Source organism: Staphylococcus cohnii species complex 1663 (genome assembly GCF_041008415.1).
GTDB lineage: Bacteria > Bacillota > Bacilli > Staphylococcales > Staphylococcaceae > Staphylococcus > Staphylococcus ureilyticus.
This window is the reverse complement of record NZ_JBFDVL010000006.1, coordinates 196,639-221,416: the sequence shown is the minus strand read 5'-3', so window position 1 is coordinate 221,416 and position 24,778 is coordinate 196,639. Positions and strand designations below refer to the sequence as shown.

23 protein-coding genes and 1 pseudogene are annotated in these 24,778 nt (G+C 33.1%); 4 read left to right on the top strand and 20 right to left on the bottom strand.

Going from position 1 to position 24,778, the window contains the following annotated elements:
• Positions 1-6: 6 nt before the first annotated feature.
• Positions 7-1,098, top strand: a complete 1,092-nt coding sequence (locus AB1J10_RS09495; protein ID WP_225309904.1) for a YkvI family membrane protein — start codon at positions 7-9, stop codon at positions 1,096-1,098.
• A gap of 82 nt (positions 1,099-1,180) precedes the next feature.
• Here the strand turns inward: AB1J10_RS09495 and AB1J10_RS09490 are convergent, their stop codons facing one another.
• Genes AB1J10_RS09490 through pgsB form a run of 5 tightly spaced genes read right to left on the bottom strand, consistent with a single transcriptional unit; the run spans position 1,181 to position 5,620 of the window.
• Entirely contained in the window at positions 1,181-2,773 is a 1,593-nt protein-coding gene (locus AB1J10_RS09490) for a gamma-glutamyltransferase (protein WP_107365445.1), read from the bottom strand.
• A gap of 2 nt (positions 2,774-2,775) precedes the next feature.
• Positions 2,776-2,934, bottom strand: coding sequence for a hypothetical protein (locus AB1J10_RS09485; protein ID WP_019470031.1), 159 nt, complete (start codon positions 2,932-2,934; stop codon positions 2,776-2,778).
• The gene (locus AB1J10_RS09480; protein WP_064209259.1) at positions 2,924-3,994 is read right to left on the bottom strand and encodes a CapA family protein; all 1,071 of its coding nucleotides are present in this window, start codon (positions 3,992-3,994) and stop codon (positions 2,924-2,926) included. Before AB1J10_RS09480 ends, AB1J10_RS09485 begins: the two co-directional genes overlap by 11 nt.
• A gap of 14 nt (positions 3,995-4,008) precedes the next feature.
• Complete coding sequence (gene pgsC / locus AB1J10_RS09475) at positions 4,009-4,461, bottom strand: poly-gamma-glutamate biosynthesis protein PgsC (protein ID WP_046206761.1); 453 nt, start codon at positions 4,459-4,461, stop codon at positions 4,009-4,011.
• Between the two features lies 1 nt (position 4,462).
• A complete protein-coding gene (gene pgsB / locus AB1J10_RS09470; RefSeq protein WP_046206760.1) occupies positions 4,463-5,620 on the bottom strand; it encodes a poly-gamma-glutamate synthase PgsB in 1,158 nt (385 codons plus the stop codon).
• Between the two features lie 425 nt (positions 5,621-6,045).
• Here pgsB and AB1J10_RS09465 point away from each other — a divergent pair, with 425 nt between their 5' ends.
• The 3 genes and pseudogenes from AB1J10_RS09465 to AB1J10_RS12640 form a co-directional block, all read left to right on the top strand.
• A complete protein-coding gene (locus AB1J10_RS09465) occupies positions 6,046-6,378 on the top strand; it encodes a hypothetical protein (protein ID WP_107365444.1) in 333 nt (110 codons plus the stop codon).
• Positions 6,379-6,520: 142 nt separating this feature from the next.
• Complete coding sequence (locus AB1J10_RS09460; RefSeq protein ID WP_064209257.1) at positions 6,521-7,678, top strand: ArgE/DapE family deacylase; 1,158 nt, start codon at positions 6,521-6,523, stop codon at positions 7,676-7,678.
• A gap of 324 nt (positions 7,679-8,002) precedes the next feature.
• Positions 8,003-8,188, top strand: a pseudogene (locus AB1J10_RS12640) (IS5/IS1182 family transposase); the annotation flags it as partial.
• Positions 8,189-8,198: 10 nt separating this feature from the next.
• On the opposite strand, the gene AB1J10_RS09455 reads toward AB1J10_RS12640, so the two are convergent.
• The 15 genes from AB1J10_RS09455 to AB1J10_RS09385 form a co-directional block, all read right to left on the bottom strand.
• Positions 8,199-9,167: an alpha/beta hydrolase fold domain-containing protein gene (locus tag AB1J10_RS09455; protein ID WP_107365443.1), complete on the bottom strand. Its 969-nt coding sequence runs from the start codon at positions 9,165-9,167 to the stop codon at positions 8,199-8,201.
• Between the two features lie 104 nt (positions 9,168-9,271).
• Entirely contained in the window at positions 9,272-9,793 is a 522-nt protein-coding gene (locus tag AB1J10_RS09450) for a GNAT family N-acetyltransferase (RefSeq protein WP_046206756.1), read from the bottom strand.
• Positions 9,794-10,018: 225 nt separating this feature from the next.
• Complete coding sequence (locus AB1J10_RS09445; protein WP_073344240.1) at positions 10,019-10,348, bottom strand: thioredoxin family protein; 330 nt, start codon at positions 10,346-10,348, stop codon at positions 10,019-10,021.
• Between the two features lie 115 nt (positions 10,349-10,463).
• The gene (locus tag AB1J10_RS09440; RefSeq protein WP_107365442.1) at positions 10,464-11,447 is read right to left on the bottom strand and encodes a D-cysteine desulfhydrase family protein; all 984 of its coding nucleotides are present in this window, start codon (positions 11,445-11,447) and stop codon (positions 10,464-10,466) included.
• A 28-nt stretch (positions 11,448-11,475) separates the two neighbouring features.
• Positions 11,476-11,991: a VOC family protein gene (locus AB1J10_RS09435; protein WP_046206753.1), complete on the bottom strand. Its 516-nt coding sequence runs from the start codon at positions 11,989-11,991 to the stop codon at positions 11,476-11,478.
• Positions 11,992-12,136: 145 nt separating this feature from the next.
• Positions 12,137-12,700, bottom strand: coding sequence for a GNAT family N-acetyltransferase (locus tag AB1J10_RS09430; protein ID WP_070037332.1), 564 nt, complete (start codon positions 12,698-12,700; stop codon positions 12,137-12,139).
• 184 nt (positions 12,701-12,884) lie between these two features.
• Positions 12,885-14,279, bottom strand: coding sequence for a YfcC family protein (locus AB1J10_RS09425; protein ID WP_070037329.1), 1,395 nt, complete (start codon positions 14,277-14,279; stop codon positions 12,885-12,887).
• Positions 14,280-14,743: 464 nt separating this feature from the next.
• Complete coding sequence (locus AB1J10_RS09420) at positions 14,744-16,486, bottom strand: pyruvate oxidase (RefSeq protein ID WP_046206750.1); 1,743 nt, start codon at positions 16,484-16,486, stop codon at positions 14,744-14,746.
• 81 nt (positions 16,487-16,567) lie between these two features.
• On the bottom strand, positions 16,568-17,254 hold the full coding sequence (locus tag AB1J10_RS09415) for an LrgB family protein (RefSeq protein ID WP_046206749.1): 687 nt from the start codon (positions 17,252-17,254) through the stop codon (positions 16,568-16,570).
• On the bottom strand, positions 17,255-17,641 hold the full coding sequence (locus tag AB1J10_RS09410) for a CidA/LrgA family protein (RefSeq protein ID WP_046206748.1): 387 nt from the start codon (positions 17,639-17,641) through the stop codon (positions 17,255-17,257).
• Between the two features lie 422 nt (positions 17,642-18,063).
• Positions 18,064-18,939, bottom strand: a complete 876-nt coding sequence (gene cidR, locus AB1J10_RS09405; RefSeq protein WP_046206747.1) for a cidABC operon transcriptional activator CidR — start codon at positions 18,937-18,939, stop codon at positions 18,064-18,066.
• 246 nt (positions 18,940-19,185) lie between these two features.
• Positions 19,186-20,646, bottom strand: coding sequence for a Na+/H+ antiporter NhaC (gene nhaC / locus AB1J10_RS09400; protein ID WP_081338766.1), 1,461 nt, complete (start codon positions 20,644-20,646; stop codon positions 19,186-19,188).
• Positions 20,647-21,072: 426 nt separating this feature from the next.
• Complete coding sequence (locus AB1J10_RS09395; RefSeq protein WP_107365785.1) at positions 21,073-22,047, bottom strand: SMP-30/gluconolactonase/LRE family protein; 975 nt, start codon at positions 22,045-22,047, stop codon at positions 21,073-21,075.
• A 196-nt stretch (positions 22,048-22,243) separates the two neighbouring features.
• Positions 22,244-23,524, bottom strand: a complete 1,281-nt coding sequence (locus tag AB1J10_RS09390; RefSeq protein ID WP_046206745.1) for a hydroxymethylglutaryl-CoA reductase, degradative — start codon at positions 23,522-23,524, stop codon at positions 22,244-22,246.
• Positions 23,524-24,678: a thiolase family protein gene (locus AB1J10_RS09385; protein WP_046206744.1), complete on the bottom strand. Its 1,155-nt coding sequence runs from the start codon at positions 24,676-24,678 to the stop codon at positions 23,524-23,526. The genes AB1J10_RS09390 and AB1J10_RS09385 overlap by 1 nt, the downstream gene beginning before the upstream one ends.
• Positions 24,679-24,778 lie beyond the last annotated feature (100 nt).

Here is a 24,778-nt window from a genome sequence, read left to right as displayed (position 1 = left end):
GAATCAATGATGCAACAACAAATTAAACTCACAAATATTATAAAACTTAGCGGTGCTTACATCGCTTATCTCATAGGATCTGGTTTTGCAACAGGACAAGAAGTGATGCAATTTTTTGCTTCCTTTGGCATATATGGTATATTCGGAGCTTTAGTTAGCGCATTATTGTTCTGTTTACTTGGTTCAACTTTAATGATGAAGGGATTTGATCTTCAATTAAAACAACCTGGCAGAATATTTAAGTATTATTGTGGCAATATCCTGGGAACAATGATTGAATACTTTACAATTATTTTTATTTTTAGCATTGTTGTCATCATGATTGCTGGTACAGGAGCTGTAGTTGCAGAGCAATTCCATCTTCCCAATCTAGTTGGTGTACTAGGTATGGGCATTATTGCAATGATTACAGTGATTTTAGGTTTAAAAAAATTGGTTGATATTATTGGTACTGTAGGTCCGATTATCGTCATCTTGACAATAGGTATTTGTCTAATTGTCTTTTTCTCAAATATCGGTAATTTATCTAATATGCTCTATTTACCAGAAAGCGCTAAAAATTTACAACCAACAACACATTGGTGGCAAGCTGGCGGTTTATTTTTCTGTTATAACATCTTAGCAGGAAGTATTTTCTTTTCACAGCTTGGTCAACAATCTAATAGTAGAAAAGAAGCAGGCATTACAGGTATTGTTGGTGGCTCTGTGTTGATGTTAACTGTGGTTGTAATGATTATTGCACTATTAGTGCATTCTGATCATGTATTTGAATTAGAGGTTCCTGTACTTTATTTAGGTAATACGATTGCGCCATTGATAGCATTTATATTTTCAGTATGTATTTTATTAGGCATTTATTCTACAACTGCACCAATGTATTGGTTAGTTAAAAATGAATTTATGAAAATTTTTCCAGCAAAACTTAGCGTGCCTGTTACAGTTGTGTTAGGTGTTATTTTTATTATTTGTGGTACTTTACCTTTTGGAGAATTAGTTTCCATTATATACCCATTTGTAGGTTACATAGGTGCAATTGTTGTAGTTATTATCTTTGCGCGTACGTTATATAATAATTTCTCAAATAAGCACAGTACATGAATGATAGAAATTAAAACTCAATAAAAAAGTCCAAGACATCATTTGATGCCTTGGACTTTTTTTATACATTTTTTAAAAAAATCTACCTGTTACCCACATCATGACCGATTTCTACTGTTTTATCATTTTTATTATATAGTGCAGCTTGTACACTACCAAAGTTAGGGTCATTACGTTTTTCTTCAATTTCAAATCCTAAGCTTTTGAAAATGTCTATATCTTGCTTATCTGTGGCATTTTCGTAAAAGATTTTTCCTCCATCGTTATAAAAACGTGGTTTATCAATAGATTCTTGTAGTGTGCCATCGCTACGTAAGTAATCAATAATAACCTCATTGAGCGTAGTCGGAATTTTGTTACCACCTGGCGTTCCTATACCCATGTAATAATCAGGTCCAACTACGATGCTCGGTGAAGTAAATGAGCGTGGTTGCTTATGTTTAGCACCATAATTTGGACTAGATGGATTAGAAGAGAAGTTACTTAATGAATTATTCATATAGAATCCTTCTTTTACATATTCCCCTGAACCAAAGAAGCTTGCTAACGTATTCGTTGTACTTGTCAACTGTCCATCTTTATCAACAACCACAAAGTGTGTTGTGCTCGTATTATCGATGTTATTTGTATTGAAATTACTTTCAAAATTAATTTCATTTAATCTACCTAATAGGTAATCTTGAGAAAGATATTCATCATAGTCTTCATCTTGTCCATTTACAATATCCCTATTTCGGTACATCAAGTCTCTAGATTTTAAAATACCAGTGATATAATCCAAACGATCACCTTGAGCTGCTTGATTATTAGTAGCTTCATCAATTTCTAAACCTTGTAGCATCAGTGATCCTCCTAAAGGATTAGATGCAGCATAAACTTTATTATTTAAATAGTCTGTACTTACTGGCTCTTTTTTCTCTGTTTTATAACTTTGGAAATCTTTTTCGGTTAGTTTGTCATCCGTTTGCTTAGTGATACTTTTACCAACTTTATCATAGAAATAATTAGGACCGTTATCTCTAATACCTTTTAATGTTTTAGCTAAAGCTGGTTGCTTAATGACATCACCTTCTCTTTTGGTTTGCTCTCCTTCAAAGAAAGGTGAATCTCTATCTACATCTGAACCATATAGTTTCAAACTTCTTTCTAATTCTGAATCGACTTCAAAGCCTTCTTCAGCTAAAGGAATAACATAGTTCATGATTTTCTTTCTATCCATTTTTCCTGCCTCTTTATGAGCGTCTTCAAGACCTCGAACGAAACCTGGAACACCAATTTTATCTTTTTGCTTGTAATTAAAAGAAGAAATATCTTTATACTGCCATTGTTTTGGTGCAACATTTTCTTGACCATCGTAAGCCAGCATCGCACCTCCACCGCCTAGGCCAGAAGAGTGTGGTTCAGTGACAGCAAGGGCATATGACACTCCGATTGACGCGTCAACTGCGTTACCACCATCTTTCAATATTTTTTCTCCAACACGTGTAGCAATCGGATTATTTGAAGCTACACCGTAATTTTTATCCGATATGTCTTGTTGATGATCCGCAATTTTATTTTCATATAAATCATCTTTATCATAATTATCCTTTTTTGTAATCATATAAAATGCAAAGGATATGATAATAGTAAGGAGTAATATTACGATGAGCGTTTTTTTATTATAAATACTCATAGCTAAGCTCCTTTAGATAAATATTGATGGTGTGAAGATTTAAGTTCATTTTGTTCATAACGGTCTAAACCTTCGTTCGCTCTAGCGAATACAATTAGTAAGAATATTATCAACACAACTGCAATTATTGTAATACTTACCCAATGATCTTTAATGTTCATACGTATAACCTCCATTCTCTTTTTTAAGATTTATATTGTCACCTTTAATATTATTTAATAATTTTGTTTCTTCAATTTTGTTAGGTGTAGATTTAGTCAATTTACCGCCTACTGATTTGATAGGCGTAATCATGAATTTAGAATTTTTCCCGTTCCAATTCTGTTGTACAGCTAAACCTTGTTTATTTTTTGATAAAAAACCTTCTGAAGTTACATTACCTAAACTATAAAAAATGCTGGCATCTTTATAATTTTCAATTTCCTGAACAACTGTGTTATGTCCGACGATGACATCAGCACCTGCATCTACGAGTGAGTGTGCATACTGTTTTTGCCTTGTTGTTACTGACCTTTCATCGGTTATACCCCAGTCCACATTAACGACTACATAATCATTTTTTTCTTTCAATTTTTTTATTAATGGAACATAAATATTAGGTTCCAAGCTAATGGATGTAGTGTTTTTTAAAGGATCTGTGTAATCAGACTCAACGTCTGTAAAGGAAACATTAGCTACTTTTTTACCTTTTACTGTTTGTTGTACTGTTTTACTGTTGATAGGATTAGAACCATTACCAGTTAAAAAATTATATCCATTTTGTGCCTCAACAGCTTTACTAAAATCTCTTGCTGTAATGTTATCAGTAACTTGATTTATAATATTTAAACTTTTAATATTTAAGCTTTTTAAAAACATTACATTTTCTAAATTTTTATTAATATTTGTTTTTCTATCATCTGAAAACTTGGTTAAATTCAAGCTTGCTGTAGAATAATCACTATCTTTCAACATGTTTTCGACAGCACTAAAAGTATCATTAATATTGTTTTTTCTTGTATGATTGTTTAATTCCACATTACCTAGATATGTTAGCTTAATTTCATCTTTTCCTTTATTCATAGCTTTAACAGGTTCAAAATCCTGTTGCTTTAATACAAATACTAACAAAATGATCGCTATAATTAATATCAAGCCGGTATATATGGAATTCCTTCTTTTATGGCGCTTTGTCCACTTCAAAACACGCTCATCGATAGAAAATCGTTTAGATTGCTTCATATATCTGCTCCTTACTAATTAATAAAGCTATAAAAGAATAAGACAATGTATGTAATACATGTTAATAACATACACGTAGATAAAGTTATTACGACACCTTGTTTTTGTATAGTATTTGCGATGATACCTGGTATTACAACACCAATACCGGACATTTCTACCATCTCAAATGGCGTTAATGGATAAATTAAATCAAATATAAATTTTAAAACCATTCCAGTTAATATCATTGCAGCAAATTTCCTACGCCCATAAAGAATAACAAAGCGGCTAATACCATGGTTCACAATAAAATATGTAATGCAACTAATGATTAGTACAGATAGCAGCATGATTGGTTGATCGAAAATCAGCGCTAGATATCCTGGAACAACTAATCCAGCAGGACTAATGCCGAATTTCTCGGCAAATATGAGGCTTAAAACAATCCCCACGAATAATGAAAAATATAACTCTGAACCTATCATATTAATGTATCCCTTCTATATATTGTGCGATTTCTTTTCCTGGTCCATGAATATTACCAACACAGAATATCAAAGCATTATGTGATTCTGCATAAAGCGCACGTTCAACTTCACTTATATTTTTACCTTCAAAATTCAAATATTTTTTATCGGGTAATTCTCTCATCACTTCCGATACCATTTGGGTACTTTTTCCAGTACAAATTAATGTATCGAACGGTACATCTTTTATGAAATTTTCTACAAATTGTCGGGTTCTATCTACCCTATCTGAGCGACAATTTAAGATTATAACAATTCTTTGATATGGGTAATTATATGATTCTACTTTATTTAAAATTGCTTTAGTAGATTGTGGCTCATTTGCTGCAAAGGCATTCACATAAACATTCGTTGTATTGTTTGCATTAAAGTATTTAACTTCAACAGCGCCTACATCTGGTGGTGCGTTTAACATACCTCTTAAGGCAGTGTCTCTGTCGATGCCTAATGCTTCAGCAACTCCCATTGCAATTGCTACATTATCCGGAAAGACAATATATCCAAATTCTCGTAAATATGATTCTGGTACTTCTTCTTTATCGACTACAATTAATTTTGTTTTACGCCGTTTAGCTACTTTAGCAAAAAATTTAGTATAGTCATCCTTCATTACCACGAGATGTCCTTTATATGGAATGGTTGCTGTAAATGCTTGAGCAACTTCGTCTAAAGTTGGCCCTAACACATCCATATGGTCTTCCATCACATTAACAATGACACCAATGTTCGCTTTCACTAAATCTTTTTGGAATGTAATTTGATAGTCTGGATTAACTGCCATACACTCATTGACTAATGCGTTAGCTCTTTGTTTCACAACTTTTCTGACGATATCTCGTTGTTCGCCGATATTTGCACCCTGAGGTTTCCTATATACTGGATATTCTCTTGGTGTAAACCAGTACATCATACGTGCATCTGTACCAGTTGTTTTACCAATCACGCGGTATTTATCTTCCCGCAAAATACTGTAAATCAAGCGTGTAATCGTTGATTTACCTCTAATACCATTTATATTAATACGTATAGGAATCTTTTCTAATCTGTCAGAATGTCTTCGTTTCTCGACAATTCCTAACCATAGAATAACGCCTACACAAATTATGATTAGTAGCAAACTCTGTCCCTCTTTTCATCAGCGTATTTATTAATTACATGCTAAAATCATTAATTTAGCAAAAAAACATTACAAAAATGATCTTAAATTTATAATCTAATCATTATACCTTTCAATAATGACATGCTACCACGTAGTTGTTGATTTTATATAAAGTCTATAAATTAACTGTTAATTGAATGTAAATACACATTTACATTTAATGTAAAATTATATTAAAGATTATATTAAATACTTTCATATCAACGATAATGCTTTTTCTTCAGTTAAAAATTTTAAGCAAAAAATAATATAAAAATTTTTCATCAATTACTAATTAAAGTTAAAAATACGAAATATAATATTTACTTGAAATTTACACATTATTAAAATTCGAATGTTATCTTAAGGGTGAAAGGAATTAAAGATATTCTAGGAGGATGGACATGAGCAAACCTGTAAAGTTAACTGTTTCACTCTATCTCATTATTGTTGCGCTTATAACTTGTGGTTATTTAATCATGATTTTAGTAGGCAGTTTCCAAGGCAATGATATGCGTGGTGCAGTACTTGATACAGATAATACGAGACATATTGAAAATGTAGATGAGACTAACAACACCACAAAATCTTCCGAACCATCTACTTCATCTACACAAGAAAATCGTTCTACCCCTAAACATTTGCAATCTAAACACATAGGTCAACCAACAATCAACCAATATAAAACGATAAAAGCATGGTCTTTAGATAATGACGCATCTAAAAACCATGTTTAATTTTTGTAACTTATTTTTGACAATTTGTTCAAATTCTCATTATTATGCTTTTTTACGGAGGGGTTTAATTTCAAACAGTCTGAATTTTCAGATATAATTATGGTGTTAGTTTTCTTATTATATCTGAAATGGGGTTTTTATTATGAGTAAGTTTACTGATCAAGAGAAAATTCAAATCTTAGAAGACTTGATTAGCATTAAATCCGTTAATAACAATGAAATCGAAGTTTGTGAATATCTGCAAAAGTTATTAGCAGAACATGACATAAATTCCGACATCATTAAAATTAACGACAGTCGTGCAAACTTAGTGGCTGAAATCGGTAAAGATGGCCCAATATTGGGCATTTCTGGTCATATGGATGTTGTTTCTGCTGGTGATGAAAGTAAATGGACATATGATCCATTCAAACTTACTGAAGTTGATGGCAAACTGTATGGTCGTGGTTCAGCTGATATGAAATCAGGTTTAGCAGCATTAGTCATCAGTATGATAGATATTCATGATCAAAACTTATTACAACATGGGAAAATTCGTTTATTGGCAACTGCTGGTGAAGAAATTGTAGGTGAAGGTGCAAAAACTTTTCAAGATAAAGGATACATGAATGATGTCGATGCACTTGTGATTGCTGAGCCTTCTCAAGATCGAATTATCTATGCACACAAAGGCTCTATGGACATTCGTGTCACTTCCCGTGGCAAAGCTTCACATAGTTCCATGCCACAGCTAGGTTTCAATGCAATTTCACCATTAGTAAAATTTGTTTATAAAGCTGATGAGGGCTTTGAAAAATTCACTAAAAGCAATGATTTGTTAGGCAATGCAATTATGAATGCCACAATTTTCAACGGTGGTAACCAGGTAAATTCAATTCCAGAACATGCTGAATCTGAATTTAATATTCGTACAATCCCTGAGCATGATAACGAACAATTCATCTCATATTTCAATGAAATCTTAAAGCAAGTCGAAACTGAACAAACGGATATTGATATTGACACATACATGTCTAGACCACCTGTTTATACTACAGGAGAAAATAAATTGACTGAACTTGCTGTTGAAATGGGAGAAAAATATTTAAATACTACATTACCAACTGAAGCTTCACCTGGTGTTACCGACGCGTCTGATTTACTGGTAGACAAAGATGAAAACTTTTCATTTATTATGTATGGTCCCGGTGCTGTTAACCAAGCACACCAAGTAGATGAGCATGTGGAAAAAGATGTATATCTAACATTTGTTGATTTATTTACAGATTTCTTCTCTACTTATTTAAATAACTCAAAATAAGCATGATTATAAATCGGTCATCATTACGCTTTTGATATAATCTTATAAAAACATAATAGAATTTGGTACATAAATCCTAGAAAAAAACACGCAAATGATTTAAATCAATTCATCTGCGTGCTTTTTTGTTACTCAATACTTCGTATTGTTGGCTCGCTCTTTTATGGGGACAGCTTCAGCCTGTCGTCTTCAACTTATCCTGTTCCCTCAAGCATCTCGCCAAAATACAACGCATCCATATGTAATTTTACATTAAAACACTTAAAAACAAGTCACTTTGATAATTTAATAAACACTAACTATACTAAATTATCAAGGTAACTTATGTATAATGGTTATAACATGGCTCAACATACACTACCAATGGAAACTTCAGTACTTATTCCCACAAATAATATATCAAAGACATGTGAATGAAATTGTTGAAAAACCTCTAAATATATATTCAATGAATTCAAACCTCATCGTGGTGTTTTATCATATCAACCCAAAATGTTTACCGTGTTAATATGTGATTATGTTAGTCTATAATCTTTTTTAACTTTTTGATAAATTGTGCTCTTTCAGGAATTGGGAAAATAGGATGAATATGAAATAGTTGGTATCCTGGGATAAAGTTATGGTGAATACCTTGAGCATTTAACATTCGCGATAGCTTAACAGCATCTGGATAAAGTGTTTCTTTGGTACCTATTGAAATAGTCATTCTTCCTAATCCATTGAACGTTCCATATATTGGCGATACTCTCCAATCCTTTAATGACAGTTTGTCAGCCCATAAGCTAATTAAATATTTGCTTCCTTCAACACCTAACATAGGATCAATTTTTTCATAGCTATGAATTTCTGGATGACTAAATGTACCATCTAGCACAGGTGAAATCATCACAATATCACTTGGCTGTGGTAAGTCCAACGTTTTCAAATATTGTGCGAAAGATAATGCTATTTGACCTCCAGCCGAATCGCCCATAATAACAATACGCTCAGAACTCATCTTTTGATCTAATTCATATCTATAAATTTCTTCTAGTAATTCGAAAGTTTCCTTATAAGTTGCGTGTGGAATTTTTGGATATATTGGCATGATTACTTTTGCGTCAAATGCTGTTGCCAACATATCTATATATTCGAAATGATATGGCAGCGGATCTTGGAACCATGCACCACCATGAATGTATATCACTACTTTTTGTTGATGATCTTCTCTATCATTCACAACATAATTGGTTATATCGTGCAATTTTTTAGTATAAACGGCATTGTCAAAATTATAATCCGTGCCTGCATACTCGCCTTGCGTTTGTGCTTTTACAGACGCAAGCGCCTTTTGTGCGTTTATTTTCTTTTCAAATGGCTGTTTCATCTTTGTCGCTCTAATCATTATTTCATACAAAAAGCTTTGATAACTACGTTTTTCTATAAGCTTGGCAAATAAGTATGAAGCTATCACGCTAACACTTGCAAAGGTTAATATTTTTTTTAGCATCTTATACTACCTCCAATAAACGATTGATTTATGACTAGAAGATTAAGCTCAATTATTAGATAGGTCACTCAAAATATTAATATGTATTGATAACTTATATTAAGTTAACGTTCGAGTATAGCTGAATCTATTGAAAATGATTGATTTATCATCATTGACATATATAGTTCATCATAAAAATGATGATCCATATAAATAGATTCATGTTTAATACCTTCAATTTTAAAGCCTAATTTTTCATAAAATTTTACTGCCGGAGTATTGGTTGTAATGACCGTTAATTCAAGTCTTCTTAACCCTTTCCGCTCTGCCCACTTTATTGTTTCTTGAAACATCTTTGTAGCTAATCCTTGATGATGTTGTTCATTTAACACGCCTGTCACGATGTAACCGATATGTTTAATTTTAGCTAACCTACTAATATGTACAGATAAATATCCTAAAATATCATTTTCATCTGTTTTAACACCAATATAAAAATTATGTTTAATATCATCAACCAGGCTATCTTTATTAAAACTTCTTTCATCAGGTAAATAAAGCATGTATTGTGTCTCTTGATCAATCTTTTTCATGCAAGTATACAGCGCTTCAGCTTCATTCGGACATATTCTTTCTATGCGCATAAATACTCCTCCTCAATTCAATAGATTAATCTTATCATACATTATTTTTATTATATATGATACTTGTGTTTTAATTTACCTCTTTTTTATTTTAGGCAATTTATTTTTAAATATAATCCTTTTAAATTGAAACATCCTATTATTAGTATTACTTTTATGTTAATACACTAACAACAGGATGTCTAAGCACTTATAATATACAATTTTTATCTATTTCACTTTCACTTATGATTTTAAACTTTCATGCATCATGGATAATTGGTGTTCTAACTGTTGCATATCAATAAATCTGCCTTGGCGATGCATTTCTTTACCGTTGAGAAAGATTAAATCAACTGGTACAGTAAATATTGATAATTCACCAGCAATTGCTTCTACATTACTTTGATTAATCACGCCTAACGGTATGTCTGGAAATTCGCGCATCAAGTCTTCAATTTGTGGCAATACCGCGTGACAAACACTACAATTTTCTCTCATTACGTGAACGACTACGAGCGGATATTTGTTAATAAATGAATGATATTCATCCATAGAAGTTAATGTTTGCGTCATTTAGAACACCCTCCTTAATTATAAAGTGTTTAATATTATGCACTATATACAGTCTTTTTAGCAATTTATTTGCTTTAGACTACAAAAAGTTATCATAATCCTCAATCTCAATTTATTATAAATTATTATCGAAATGTGGCAGCAATTGTTGAATACGTGTTCTTGTTTCTTCTGTATAACCTTGTAAACCACCCGTATGAATAAACAAAATTGCTTGTTGATCATCATATTTTCCTGCTTGAATTTCTTTAACCATACCTCTAAAAGCTTTCCCTGTATAAGTTGGGTCTAATACAATACCTTCTAGTTGTGCAATGTCAATATAAAATGCTAATTCTTCATCTGTTGCTTGCGCATAACCTAATCCAATATAACAGTCGTTAATGGTGATTGTATCGAATGTGTCTATGCTTTCATCTAAATGATTAATGATTGTTTGCACTTTATTTTTAAAGGTCGCTGCATTTTCATTGACTGCATAGCCAATTATCTTAGTATCAAGTTTATTACTGTGCTTACCAAACCATAAACCTGCATATGTGCCACCTGAACCTACGGCGACATTAATAGAGTCAAAGTGACAACCTAATTCGGCTTCTTGTCTTAAAATTTCTTCAAAGGCATTGATATAACCATGCGTGCCTATCCAATCTGATGCACCCGTTGGTATCATAAAAGGTGTTTTATTTTTGCCTTCTAGTGTATGTCTCAATTGAGTCATCGCTATTTCTCTAGACTGATTGTCGGCGATCACATGTATATGTGCGCCAAACATAGCGTCTAAAAATAAATTACCTTCAAAAGCTTTCATGGTGCCTTTTAGTACGAGATGACATTCAATTTGATACTTTGCACATAGTGCTGCTGTTGCTCTAGCATGATTAGATGTGATTGCACCGGTTGTAATAATCGTATCGTATCCATGATCAATTACATATTGTATCGTATACTCTAACTTTCTTACTTTATTCCCTGATATTTCTGTGCCAGTATAATCATCTCTTTTAATATAAATTTCTTTGCCTAAACGTTGACTTAAGTGCTCTAACTTATGAATAGGTGTGGGTAAGTTGGCGACATCTAATTTTTTGCTTAACATTACTTTTGACCTCCTGTGTCAATATTTCTTACACGTCTGGAATAAATACGCTTGCCTCGCTATCTTTAGGATAGTAATAACCATTTGGTATTGTTTGTAATTCAATCAAACTTCCCCATGGTGTTTTCACATATACAGTACGATTACCATCTGTATCTTCATATTTTGTATTACTATGAGGTTCAGAGATAGGTCGTCCCCCAGCTTGTTTAATTTTATTAAGCGATGTTTCAAAGTCATCCACGTAAAACGAAATATGTGTATAACCAATATCTTGTAAATTTACGGCGCTTTTTTGGTTGGCTTGTACAAATTCAAACATCTCTATATTAGGACCATCATTAAACACCATCATTCTTTTTTTTACAATTTCAGCCCCATTCTCCAATCCTAATACATGTTCAACAAATTGACCTCCTCTAGGTTCATCCATTTTAGTTTGGCTATCATAAGCAATACGACCACCTAAACCTTCCTTGAAGAAAGCTGTTGCTATTTCAATATCAGGTACAGTTAAACCAATATGATTAATGCCTCTAGCCATCAAGTCCGTAACCCCCTTTTTATCATCTTTTTGTCAGCGTATTGCCAAAGTAAATATGGGTCATTTCAATAATTTAACAATTGCTTGAGTATTGGATACACCAGATACAATTAAGCATGCTTGATATAGACACTCAATCTTACGTTTAATTATTTTCTGCCAAATCATAATGATCTCTTAATAAAATATAGCGATTCATATCTTGAAAATTTTCACCATCATTCATGTCTTGAACGTCAGTAGCGACAAAATGAAAACCTGCATTTTCAGCAACTTTATTGCTAGCAATATTTCGCACATCAGCAATAATCGTGAGTTTATTCAGTCCTAAAATTTTAAATGCATAGCCACATATAAATGCAACACTTTCTGTCGCAATTCGTTTACCTGTATAGCCTTTCGCTAGCCAGTAACCTATTTCTGCTTTGCTGTTTTTTAAATCTATTTTATGTAAATCTATTGTGCCAATCAATTTATCTTCGTAATAGATTAGAAATAATTGACCTTTACTTTCAGCTTGATGTTGTATCATCATTTTTAAATATGATTTTTCTGCATCTACAGTGAGATCCTCTGTAATAAAATCTAAAAATCGAGATAAATGCGCGAAATTTTCTTGAATGGTTTCAAATAATGCCTCGGCCATTTTAAGATCTGGCGGTCTCAATGTAACTTTTGGCAGTATTTCTATAAATGGTCTATATTGCATTGCCTCACCTTCTTTACTAGTGTCTTATCTCATATCTTATTTGTAATTTCTGAATATTTCAACATTTTAATAATTAATAATATAAAAATAGGCGTATATCCAATATTCAATTCATACTTTAATATCAGATACTACGCCTAACAACATAAATTTCAACTTAATTGTATAACTTAATCCATATTGATTAATAACCTATCATCAGGGCTATTGACATACCAATGCAACATATAATGACCCACACTAAAATTAATTTCCAAGCAAATTTAAGCCACTGTGTATAGGATATCTTTCCGACAGCTAAAGCACCCATTAAAATTGCAGAAGTTGGAAATAAGACGTTACTGATTGAATCACCATATTGGAATGCAAGTACAGTAATTTGTCTATTGATATGTAACAAGTCGGAAATTGGCACCATGAGTGGCATAGTAGTTAATGCTTGTCCAGAACCTGATGGTATAAAGAAATTTAAAAAGAATTGTAAGATAAACATCGCGATAATTACTGCCGACGAAGGGACATCTGTAAGCAAGGTAGTCATACCATGGACGATAGTATCTATTACCTGCCCATCTTCTAAAATAACAATAATACCTTTAGCAAAACCAACAATCATTGCGCCAAATAAAATATCTTTCATACCTTCTATCATAGCTTCAAAAGTCCCATTGATGCCCAATCCACCAATGACACCTGCAAGTAAACCTGCTAATAAGAAATTAGCACTCATTTCGTTAAAGGACCAACCATAATTAAAAATACCAAACACATTTAATATAATCGCTGCAACAATGAGTAATAAACCTACTTTTTGTCGCTTTGTAAAGCGTGGTGTATCCATCGTTGCCGTTGACTGTCCTTCAGCTTGTTCCAGTTCGTAAACAATACTTTTCGACATATCTTGTTTCACTTTACGCGCATATATCATTACTGTTGTTATAGCTGCCAATAAAATAAAAATATAAATAATCGAACGCAGTCCCCATCCTGAAAATAGTGGCAACTCCGCTACAGATTGCGCGACACCAACAGTAAATGGATTTAACATACCACCAATAAAACCACTTGCTGCTCCAAGTATAACCATTGCAGCTCCTGTCAACGCATCATATCCTAATGTTCTCGCTATAATAATCCCAATAGGAACAAAGATAATTGTTTCTTCTGCTAATCCAATTGAAAATCCTAATATAGAAAATATCGTCATAGTCAAAGGAATCATCAATACTTTATAAGAACCTAGTGTGCTCATAGCTTTATTCACACCATTTTCAAAGGCTCCTGTTTTATGGACAATACCGAATGCGCCACCTACTAAGAAAATGTAAAATACAATTTCTCCTCCACTCAATAACCCTTCCGGAATCGCCCGAAATATATCAAAAAACGAAACGCCATGTTGTGATACTTCTTGATATGAACCTGATATAACCAATGTTTGTCCGTCTTTTTTTTCACGTGCATATTCCCCTGCTGGTATTATATATGTGAGGAGACTTGCTACAACAATGATAAATAACAACAATGCATATGTATGCGGCGTTTTAAATGTTATCCTTTTGAAAATTGATTTGAACATTTTAAATATCCCCCATTAAATTGTTTTTAATTGAAAAATACTGTGACTTAAAACTGACCTGATAAATCAATTTAATAAATAACTATTATAATAATACACTTTATAGATATTATGCTGAATTTTCAATCTATTTTTAAATATCTTAAATTAAATCATCAAATCATCTTTTTGAAAAAGTTTTAAAAAGTGTATTATTAATCTCTTGATAATTAAAATATTGTGATTTTGTCCGTGCATGCTTGCCTGGGAATATGATTCGAGCCTGTAGTCTCTCACTCATAACTTTTCCCTAGGCGTCAACACGCTACAAAATCACTTTGTATTTATTAGATTTCTATCCGGCCGCAACTTGATACAAAACTTTACAAAGCAAAAAACGCCAATTCCTATCATATTTCAATAGGAATTGGCGTTTAATCTTAGTCTGAGAAATTAAAGTCTCTGAATCTTTTATTTATAATGATTTAGAAGAAACGTTTGACAGCTGTTGACATTGGTGGAATTTCATCTAAATCTAATTTTTTATCTTCTGTAATAGATCTGTATGCCCATTTACCATAGTTAATAGCTTCATCTTTTACAATTTTACCAGGTAATGGTGCAGCATTTGGATCAACATAAACATTGACAATAGTTGGTCTATCTTGAGCCATTGCTTCTTCTACGACTTCATCAATTCTATTTGGATCTTTAAGTGTATAACCAACACCACCACAACTTTCAGCAAATTGCGCTAAGTCTATGTCAGTGAAGTTAATTGCATATTCTAACTCTCCAGCAGCTTGTTGTTCATATTTAATAAATGATAATTCTTGGTTGTTTAAAACAAATATAGTCATTGGTAAATCATATTGAACTGCTGTTGCAAAGTCTTGCATTACCATTTCAAATGCACCGTCGCCTGCTATACCAACTACTTGACGATTAGGATAAGCACGTTTTGCTGCCAATGCACCTGGTAGCGCACAGCCCATCGTACCTAACCAACTAGAAACGATAAACTTATTATTCACTGTTAGATCTAAATAACGTGTTGACCAAACAGTAGATGTACCGACATCGATTGAGAAAATCGCGTCATCTGTTTTTACTTGGTTGATTGCATCCATTAGACGTTCTGGACGAATTGGTGAACTTTCATCTGCTTTATCTTTATCCATCCAAGAATCCCAAGTCGCTTTTCTTTCTAATGTTTTATTTAAGAAGTCACGATTTTTCACATGTTTAGCACTATCTGTTAATTGTTGCAATGCTAATTTACTATCACCAATAATACCAGCATTTACGTCAAAACGATGTCCAATATTTTCTGGATTTGTATCGATTTGAATTGCTTTGATATTTTTCTTAGGTAAATAGTCAACATAAGGATAGTTTGTACCTACCATTATTAGTAAATCAGCATCTTGAATCGTTTGATAAGATACTTTAGTACCAATTTTACCTAAGTTACCTAAATTATATGGGTGTGCATCAGCTAAGATACCTTTTGCTGGTAAAGTAATGATTGAAGGAATTTTAACCGCTTCAATAAATTCTTTCACTTCATCTTTAGCATGTTTAGCACCAGTACCAATAATCATAACTGGACGTTTACTTTTGTTGATCAACTTAGTAGCTTTTTTGATGCTACGTGGTTTTGGTGCAATACGTGCTGGTGGCGCAGTGTCCACTGGTGTATTTGTTGTATCTTTCACTTTGTTTGTCAATAGGTTATTTGGCAGAATTAAAACTGCAACACCTTTTTTCTCATAAGCTGTACGAATAGCTTCATTAACAATACCAAATATATCTTTATCATTTTCAGAGATTTGACGATTATAGACTGCCACATCGTCTACCATTTTACTGATATCTGTTTCTTGGAATGCTTTTGTTCCTAGTGCTGTACTATCTGTTTGTCCTGCTAAAATAAGTTGAGGCACATTGTCCATTTTGGCATCATACATACCATTAAGTAAATGAACGACACCTGGTCCACCGATACTTAATGCAACACCAATTTTACCAGTTAATTTTGTATGACTGGCAGCTGCTAAACTTGCTACTTCTTCATGACGCACATGAACAAATTCAATATTATCTCTTTCAGTTCTTAAACTATCTACTACTGCATCTATAGAATCTCCTGGAATACCATATAAATGATCTATTTCCCATGCTTGTAATGCTTTTACTAATGCTTCATTTGCTTTAATTTTTGCCATTGTAAAAATTGCTCCTTCCAAATTTTAACGATTTATTTATTATCCCTTAAAATAGTTAATACTGTGCTTTAACACGATTGCTTAATATAAAAAGATTATGAGTATCGGGAGAACGATTGAACTTAATAATGCAGTCAAAATCATTCCAATTGAACTAAACGCGCCTGCTTCTAAATCAATATCAAGTGCTTGAGCTGTACCAAAAGCATGTGATGCATTACCAAAAGTTAGGCCTTTTGCAATAGAAGTTTTAAATCTTCCGAACTTAATCAAATATGCACCTAAAATGCTCCCGATTAAACCAGTTGCAACGATAAATAACACTGCTATGGCATCAACACCACCCATTTGGTGAGATACCTGAATACCTACTGCAGCTGTAATTGATCTTGGCAACATCGTAACAATAACTTCTTTTGAATAACCAAACATTTTTAATATGACATAAACAAATGCAAAGTTCAAAATTACTGCTGTAATTACACTGCTAAATATAATTTTACCATTAGCTAATATTTTATGACGATTTTGATATAGTGGATATGCTAATGTTACAACTGTACAATTTAATAGTTGGTGTATCCACTTACCACCGACCATGTACTGTTGATAATCTAAGTTAAATAATAATAATACAACGATAATTCCAATCGATGATATAAGGGCAGGGTTTAAAAATGGGCTCCGGTATTGAAATTGTAATTTTTTTGCTCCAACGTACATACAAACTGTCAATAGTATCATTAACAATGCTTTTAGAAGTACCATCTAATCTTGACCATTCCCGTATTGTTCAGCTTTAACCATTTTTTCAGCAATAAAACCTGAAATTAAAGCAACACAACATGTACCTAGAACAATCATGATAAAGAATAAAACAAAATTAATATTAATCATACTAGCGACATCCATAATACCTACGACAGATGGAACAAAGAAAAATACCATGGTAGCTAAGAAAAATTTAGAGCCTTCTTCTACCCATTTTGTCGGAATAATTTTAAATTGCAGTAATAAGAAAAATAAAATTAATCCAACAATACTGCCTGCAATCGGAATATCAAAAATCATTTGAATTTTATTACCAATAAAAGTAATACCCATAATAATTAATGCTTGAAACATAATTTTGACAATCTTTAGCGCTACCTGCAATACTCATCACCCTTTTTAATACTTTTGAACTGCTGACTTTTAACTACTTTGTTGATTACATGACTAAGTATAACGCGCCATTAAATATAATAAAAATATTGTTTTTTCATAATACCTATTACTATTTTCTATGAAAGCGATTTTACATATTCCAAATAGCTATAACCTATTAATTTGATCGACTATTTTTCGATGTATCTTTTCAAATGACTTTTTAAGTATCGGTTTTTACAGCAAAAAAATAGCGGGAATAGGTTTGAAAACAAAACATTCTTTTGATTCCCAAACTACTCCCACAAATATACGGATTATTTAACATCATGATTAACATTTACACGATTATTAACGCATTATTGAGCTAATCATTCTATTCAAATGTTGCTCATACCCTTAGATAAGTACGTAGCGCCTATCTACTTCTTTTATAAACGTTGTTTCATAAAATCTATCCACTGCCTGGTTGCATAACTTAAATATTTATCTCGTTTCCATATCACACCTAATTCCCAACTCATGCCTGGATCTTCAAGTGTTATATTTTTAAAGTCACTGTCTAATAAACCTACGATGTTTTCCGGTAAAATACTGACACCTAGATGAGCATTTAACAGATTTTCAATAAAGTTCCATTGTGAAATCTTAGATATTGTATTAGGTATATAACCGGCATTCTTTGCTGCTTCAATAATTTTATCATTCAAGTAAAAATCTTCATTAAAAAGGATAAAGTCTTCGTCTTTTAACATGCTCATTTTCACTTGTTGATATTGCGCAAGACGATGTTCTTTATTCAAAACTAATTTCAACTCTTCTTGATATAACGGCAACGAATGGAAAATAGACTGGTCTACTGGTAAAGTTGTAATACCGATGTCAATTTCATCATTAATTAATTGATGTTCAATCATTTTGCCACCATTTTCCACTAAATTATAAGTTACATTAGGATATTGTTGATGGAATTCACCTAAAATATGTATAAATTTATTCATATTCATGACTGCAGACAAACCAATACTAATATGACCTGTTTCTAAACCTAGTAGACTATTAATTTCTTTAGGTAAATCTTTGTATAAAGATAGGATTTCTTTACTTTTATGATAAAAAACTGAGCCAGCATCTGTTAGTACAAGTTGGCGTTTGCTTCGATCAAACAGTGGCATATCCAATTCTTTTTCAATGTCTTTAATCGCTTTACTTATTGTTGGTTGGGCGATATATAATGATTTAGATGCATTTGTCATACCATGTTGATTTACGACTTCCACAAAATACTTCATATGTTTAATATCCATATATATGCTCCTCTATATTAAACTTCAATTTGTATATCCTAGTATACGGTTAAATAACTTTTTTTCAATCTTTTAAATCAATTCATCATTTGGAACATTAGCATGATTAGTACGTTGACAAGCCAAAGTAACTTGAGTGATCAAATTTTTGTGCTAAATTTCACTATAAAAGGAGAAAACAAGTAAGTTTCACTTGTTTTCTCCTCTGTTTAGATTAAATGGTTAATTTTTATAAAATTCAAAAAATTAAGCTAAGTTAGTATTATCTGTATGCGCCTTATCTGAATCTTTTAATTTAATTATTTTAAACCCAATGTAGCCAAAAATGACTGAAATTATAGGAACAGTGTAATTCACAATAGCAAATGGTGCATATTCCATTACCGATACGCCTAGCGTTGATGCAATAAATACGCCACACGTGTTCCAAGGAACGAATACTGACGTCAACGTTCCACCATCTTCTAATGCCCTAGATAAGTTTTTAGGATGTAAACCCTTGTCTTTAAAAGCACTCGCATACATTCTAGAAGGTACAATGATAGATATGTATTGTTCTGAACATGTAAAATTAGTACCAATACAAGAAACAATGACTGATGCAATCAATGAACCAGTTGTTCTCGCTACTTTTAAAATCACTGAAATCAATGCAGATAACATGCCTGAGTATTCCAGCACACCACCAAAAGTCATCGCTACTAAGGTCAATGAAATCGTATAAAACATTGATTCTAATCCGCCTCGATTAAATAATTCATCTACAAGTTTATTACCTGATTCAATCGTATATCCTGTTTGCAAAGCTGTCAGCGCTTCTGTTATTGTTCCACCTTGCACAAAAATTTGAGCAAAAAAACCAAATATAATACCGACGCAAATGGCTGGTATCGCTGGGACTTTGAACGTGACCAATACAATAACTACTAAAGGTACTAACAGCAACCATGGTGAAATTACAAAATTATCTTGCATAGTGCTAAGAATTGCATCGATGCGTTTCGTATCAAAATTTTTATTGCCATACTGCATACCAATAAAGAAAAATGCAATTAATGCAATAATTACTGCCGGAATAGTTGTATAGAACATATGCTTAATATGTTCAAATAATTCAACGCCAGATAAGCCTGAAGCAAGATTTGTTGTATCCGATAATGGGCTCATCTTATCCCCAAAATAAGCACCACAAATGACTGCACCAGCAACCATACCAGGAGAAATCCCCATACTAACTCCAATCCCCATTGAAGCTACACCAACAGTCGCCATTGTAGACCAACTACTTCCAATCGCTAACGCTACGACACCACATAATATAACTACAACTGCTAAAAAATACCGCGGATCTATTAATTGTAGTCCATAATATATCATCGTTGCTACAACACCACTACCAATCCATGAACCAATAACTAAACCTACAAGTATAATAATAACAATCGCTGGCAACGCATGCCGTATACCCTTGTACATCATTTCTTCTACTTCACTAAATTCATAACCATGTAGCATTGTCACAATAATCGCTACCGCAGTACCTATCATTAATGGTATATGAGGTTCTTTTTCTAATACCGCCACAGTTATTAACATAGTAATAATCATAATTGACAATGTAACAACTGCCGACGTAACTCCTAACGGCTTCTTTAAATCCTGTTTTTCATCATTATGCTTATCTTTTGACTTTAAAATAGCAAACACCTACCTTTGTTAATTTATATCATACTTAAAAATGTATGCGCTTTCAATAGTGTATTTATAAATTTTTAATGAATTTTATCTCAATTAATTTATTGTTATACTTAAAATTAACAAAACACCTCGCCTTACGATCGTGTTTATAAACTTCAATTAACAATTTAATGCTATGATTTCTACATAATTAATATAAAAACTACTAACAAAGGTAGTGTATACTGAAAAAGCCTGGGACGACGTTGATTCGTCCCAGACTTTCACATTGTCAGTCATTAAGTTAGTAGGAGTTAAACATGTACTTTTGCTCAGTTAATCACTTTATGCTTTGTTTAATGCTTGTTGTTCTTGTCGCGATGAGATGACGAAACCTTTTTAAGAAATCGAGATTCTTGTCCCACTCAATGACTTAAAACGCTTTTTTATCTTACTTTAATGAAACTGGTAGCTATGATGACCTTTTGCAAATCCCTTTGCTGTATAAATCCAAGAACCGCCACCTTGTTCAATATCATTGGCACAAATCACTAATTGATCCGTACCTGGAATAAATGCAGGATGTGTTGAACGAAGCATATGCCCTTGATCGCGTCCTGGTATTAAAATTTGTCCAATAGGATAACCTTTTTTATTAAACACTAACACTCTGCCTTGTCCGTACATTGCAACATATAAATTATCATCACTGTCTATACAACATGAATCTGGCCCTTCATGGCCAGTAAAATGATAAGGTATAGAAGCGCCAAATGGTGCAATGGTTACGCCATCTTCTCGTAAATCAATGCGATGTAATCGATTCGCATTTGTTTCAGTTACCCATAGTGTTTTTTCGTCAGTACTTAAAGCTATGCCATTAGCAACTGCTAAATTTTGAATCACAGGCGTTATGGATTTATAATCTGGCGCAACATAATATACACCACCTTTAGGATTTGTAGAGTATCCTCTAAAATCAGTGAAATAAAATCCACCTTTACTATCAAACACTAAATCGTCCACACAGTATTCTGTATCAATGTCTGACACAATCGTTTCTTCTGCTTTTCCTTCAGCATTAACCGCAAACACGCCACCCGAACGTTCGAAATCACCCAAATAACAAATAAATAGTCTTCCATCTTTATGGATTTTAACAGCTGCAGGATTTTCTTTATGTGATTTAAAAAGCTGAGTGACTTTTTTGTCTGGTAAAGTCACGTGAAAGATAGTTCCACCAAATACTTCACAAAGTGTTAAATCTCCATTTCTATTAAAGCATAACCCTTCTAATTGTAATCCTTCATCTGAAATTTCCAGCCACGGTTCTGCAGTAATTGTTTGTAGGCTTTGTTCCGATGCTAAAAGTGGCACCACAGAATGATTCGTGTGATCATATGATAATGCCGGTATATTATTGCCCATCATATTCCCTCATTTCTTTTAAACTTTTCATTTATATTATATTGAACTCAAATCCCAAAATAAAATATTTATAGTTTAATTCATAATGATTGATTGTACAAAAAGACGGAGTAATGAAAACAATGTATCATCACTCCGCCTTTCATATAAAATGTTTTAAAGACACGATTACACCTATTATAAAAACATCATTTAATTACTAATGTGCTTCTCTCATTTGATTGAGAATCTGTTCTGCCATAGCCGCATTTGCGCTCGGCTTTTCTTTTAACAATTCAGCGACTTTCGTAATTTCGTCACCTTGAGCACCTACGACAATTGCTAATGATTTATATTGTAAACTCATATGACCTTTTTGAATACCTTCTGAAACAAGTGCACGACATGCAGCGAAGTTCTGAGCTAAACCAACTGCAGCTACAACATGACCAAGTTCTTGTGCCGAGTCAACTTTCATTAAATCTAAGGCAGCACGTGCAATAGGTAATACACGTGTCCCTCCACCAACTGTTGCCAATGTCATTGGAACCTCAATCGTACCAACTAATTTTTGACGTGATGCATCATATTGCCAAGTAGCTATGCCTCGATACTGTCCATCTTTACTCGCATAAGCATGAGCACTGGCTTCGGCGCCGCGTGTATCATTACCTGTAGCTAAGACAACTGCGTGAATACCATTCATAACACCTTTGTTATGTGTTGCTGCACGATGAATATCTACTTGCGCTAACACAGATGCCCTTTCCATTCTATGTGCTACTTTGGCCCCGTCACGTCCATCTTTCGATAGTGATTGGACATCTATCTCGCCTTGTACTTTAACCACAGAAGCAGTGGCATGGTTAGAAAGAATACTCATCAATATATCTACATCTTCAATTTCTGTTTTTAAATATGCAGAAATCCCCTCTAATATTGTATTTAACATGTTAGCGCCCATTGCATCTTTCGTATCTACAAATACTTTGAGTGATACGAACTGTGCTTCAGGAAAAGTATCTATTTCAACTCGACGATAACCGCCACCTCTTTTAATAATACTGGGATAAGACTCATCTGCAATTTGCTTAATTTTTGGTTCAAGATTTTTAATATTTTGAGATAACCGTTGGGTATCCTTTACGTTATCAAAAACAATTTGTCCAATCATTAACCGCTCACTAGCGATGACATGAAAACCTCCTGTTTCATTAACTAATTTTGCACCATAGCTTGCAGCTGCAACAACAGAAGGTTCTTCAACCATCATTGGAACAACATATGATTTGTCATCTACAATAATTTCAGGTAGTAATCCGACAGGTAATGCACCTTGACCGATCACATTTTCAATTAAACTGTTAGCTATTTCTTCTGGAATTAAAGGATGTGTTAATAACATATCCTGATTTTCTTTATTCAACCAACCATATTCGACTAGACAGTTTAACTTTTCTTCACGTGATAAATGACGAAAATCTTTGCCTAATGGTAACATCATGCATCCCCCTTTTCTACATATAATGCAATACCTAAACCGCCACCAATACATGCAGTTGCAATACCATTTTGTTTATTTTCTTGCGATAAGATATTCACTAAAGTTGTCACCAACCGCGTTCCACTCGCACCTATAGGATGACCTATAGCAATAGCACCACCGTATAAGTTAAGCTTATCAGGATGTATCCCCAAATTATTTTTAACCGGTATACTTTGAGCAGCAAATGCTTCTGTCATTTCTACAACTTCAATATCATTTATATCTTTCTTAGCTTTTGCTAATAATTCCGTCACTGCATGGTACGGTGCGTACCCCATATAGGCAGGATCACAGCCAATTTCCGCGTGTTCACCTAATGTTGCAATAATTTCAAATCCTTCTTGTTTTGCATAATCTACATCCATCAAAATAATTGTTGATGCGCCATCGTTGATACTTGAAGCATTCCCTCCTGTGACAGTACCATCTTCTTTAAATATTGTTTTTAATGTGCTTAATTTTTCAACACTGCTATTTCCACGAATACCTTCATCTGCTGTCATTAATTGGCCTTCACTATCTGTTAAGGGAACAATTTCATTATCAAATTTACCTGAGCTGGAAGCTTGTGCCGCTTTATGTTGCGAGTCATTCGCAAATTCATCTTGTTGTGCTCGTGTAACATTATATTTTTCTGCTATTTTCTCTGCAGTAATGCCCATTGGTACATTTAGAAATGCATCAGTTAAACCGTCATGCATAAAACTTTCTACTGGCGCTACATCTTCATTAAGTAATATTTGGGGAGCATTGGTCATACTTTCAATGCCGCCTACTGCTACTACTTTTGCTTCACCTAATTGAATTTGTTGTTTGCCTAATATAATCGATTTCAATCCTGAACCACAGACTTCATTAATAGTCATCGCAGGTGTAGTATTAGGTACACCTGCGTTGATACTAACTTGTCGCGCAGGATTTTGACCATTTCCAGCTTGAAGTACATTGCCATAAATGACCTGCTCTATCATTTCAGGTTTGAGATTAATTGCTGACATTGCAGCTTCTAACGATTTTGTACCTAATTCTACTGCAGTATAATTACTTAATTTTCCTCTGAATTTTCCTATAGGTGTCCGCTTGGCACTTACGATTGCTATTTTTTTCATTATTATTCTCCTTCTGAACATGTGGTAAATCATTGTATTTTATACATGTGATTTGATATGATACAATTGCTTATTTATTAAAGAAAGGTGTCGATACACT

What these genes read in the sequence shown, in the direction of transcription:
- AB1J10_RS09485 (WP_019470031.1), bottom strand. Translation starts at nt 2,934, where the DNA reads ATGAACATTAAAGATCATTGGGTAAGTATTACAATAATTGCAGTTGTG.
- AB1J10_RS09435 (WP_046206753.1), bottom strand. Translation starts at nt 11,991, where the DNA reads ATGGCTAGAGGCATTAATCATATTGGTTTAACTGTACCTGATATTGAA.
- AB1J10_RS09430 (WP_070037332.1), bottom strand. Translation starts at nt 12,700, where the DNA reads ATGCAATATAGACCATTTATAGAAATACTGCCAAAAGTTACATTGAGA.
- AB1J10_RS09465 (WP_107365444.1), top strand. Translation starts at nt 6,046, where the DNA reads ATGAGCAAACCTGTAAAGTTAACTGTTTCACTCTATCTCATTATTGTT.
- AB1J10_RS09390 (WP_046206745.1), bottom strand. Translation starts at nt 23,524, where the DNA reads ATGTTACCATTAGGCAAAGATTTTCGTCATTTATCACGTGAAGAAAAG.
- pgsC (WP_046206761.1), bottom strand. Translation starts at nt 4,461, where the DNA reads ATGATAGGTTCAGAGTTATATTTTTCATTATTCGTGGGGATTGTTTTA.
- cidR (WP_046206747.1), bottom strand. Translation starts at nt 18,939, where the DNA reads ATGGATATTAAACATATGAAGTATTTTGTGGAAGTCGTAAATCAACAT.
- AB1J10_RS09455 (WP_107365443.1), bottom strand. Translation starts at nt 9,167, where the DNA reads ATGCTAAAAAAAATATTAACCTTTGCAAGTGTTAGCGTGATAGCTTCA.
- AB1J10_RS09415 (WP_046206749.1), bottom strand. Translation starts at nt 17,254, where the DNA reads ATGGTACTTCTAAAAGCATTGTTAATGATACTATTGACAGTTTGTATG.
- AB1J10_RS09440 (WP_107365442.1), bottom strand. Translation starts at nt 11,447, where the DNA reads ATGTTAAGCAAAAAATTAGATGTCGCCAACTTACCCACACCTATTCAT.
- AB1J10_RS09445 (WP_073344240.1), bottom strand. Translation starts at nt 10,348, where the DNA reads ATGACGCAAACATTAACTTCTATGGATGAATATCATTCATTTATTAAC.
- AB1J10_RS09490 (WP_107365445.1), bottom strand. Translation starts at nt 2,773, where the DNA reads ATGAGTATTTATAATAAAAAAACGCTCATCGTAATATTACTCCTTACT.
- AB1J10_RS09420 (WP_046206750.1), bottom strand. Translation starts at nt 16,486, where the DNA reads ATGGCAAAAATTAAAGCAAATGAAGCATTAGTAAAAGCATTACAAGCA.
- AB1J10_RS09480 (WP_064209259.1), bottom strand. Translation starts at nt 3,994, where the DNA reads ATGAAGCAATCTAAACGATTTTCTATCGATGAGCGTGTTTTGAAGTGG.
- AB1J10_RS09450 (WP_046206756.1), bottom strand. Translation starts at nt 9,793, where the DNA reads ATGCGCATAGAAAGAATATGTCCGAATGAAGCTGAAGCGCTGTATACT.
- AB1J10_RS09385 (WP_046206744.1), bottom strand. Translation starts at nt 24,678, where the DNA reads ATGAAAAAAATAGCAATCGTAAGTGCCAAGCGGACACCTATAGGAAAA.
- AB1J10_RS09460 (WP_064209257.1), top strand. Translation starts at nt 6,521, where the DNA reads ATGAGTAAGTTTACTGATCAAGAGAAAATTCAAATCTTAGAAGACTTG.
- AB1J10_RS09495 (WP_225309904.1), top strand. Translation starts at nt 7, where the DNA reads ATGATGCAACAACAAATTAAACTCACAAATATTATAAAACTTAGCGGT.
- AB1J10_RS09395 (WP_107365785.1), bottom strand. Translation starts at nt 22,047, where the DNA reads ATGATGGGCAATAATATACCGGCATTATCATATGATCACACGAATCAT.
- AB1J10_RS09425 (WP_070037329.1), bottom strand. Translation starts at nt 14,279, where the DNA reads ATGTTCAAATCAATTTTCAAAAGGATAACATTTAAAACGCCGCATACA.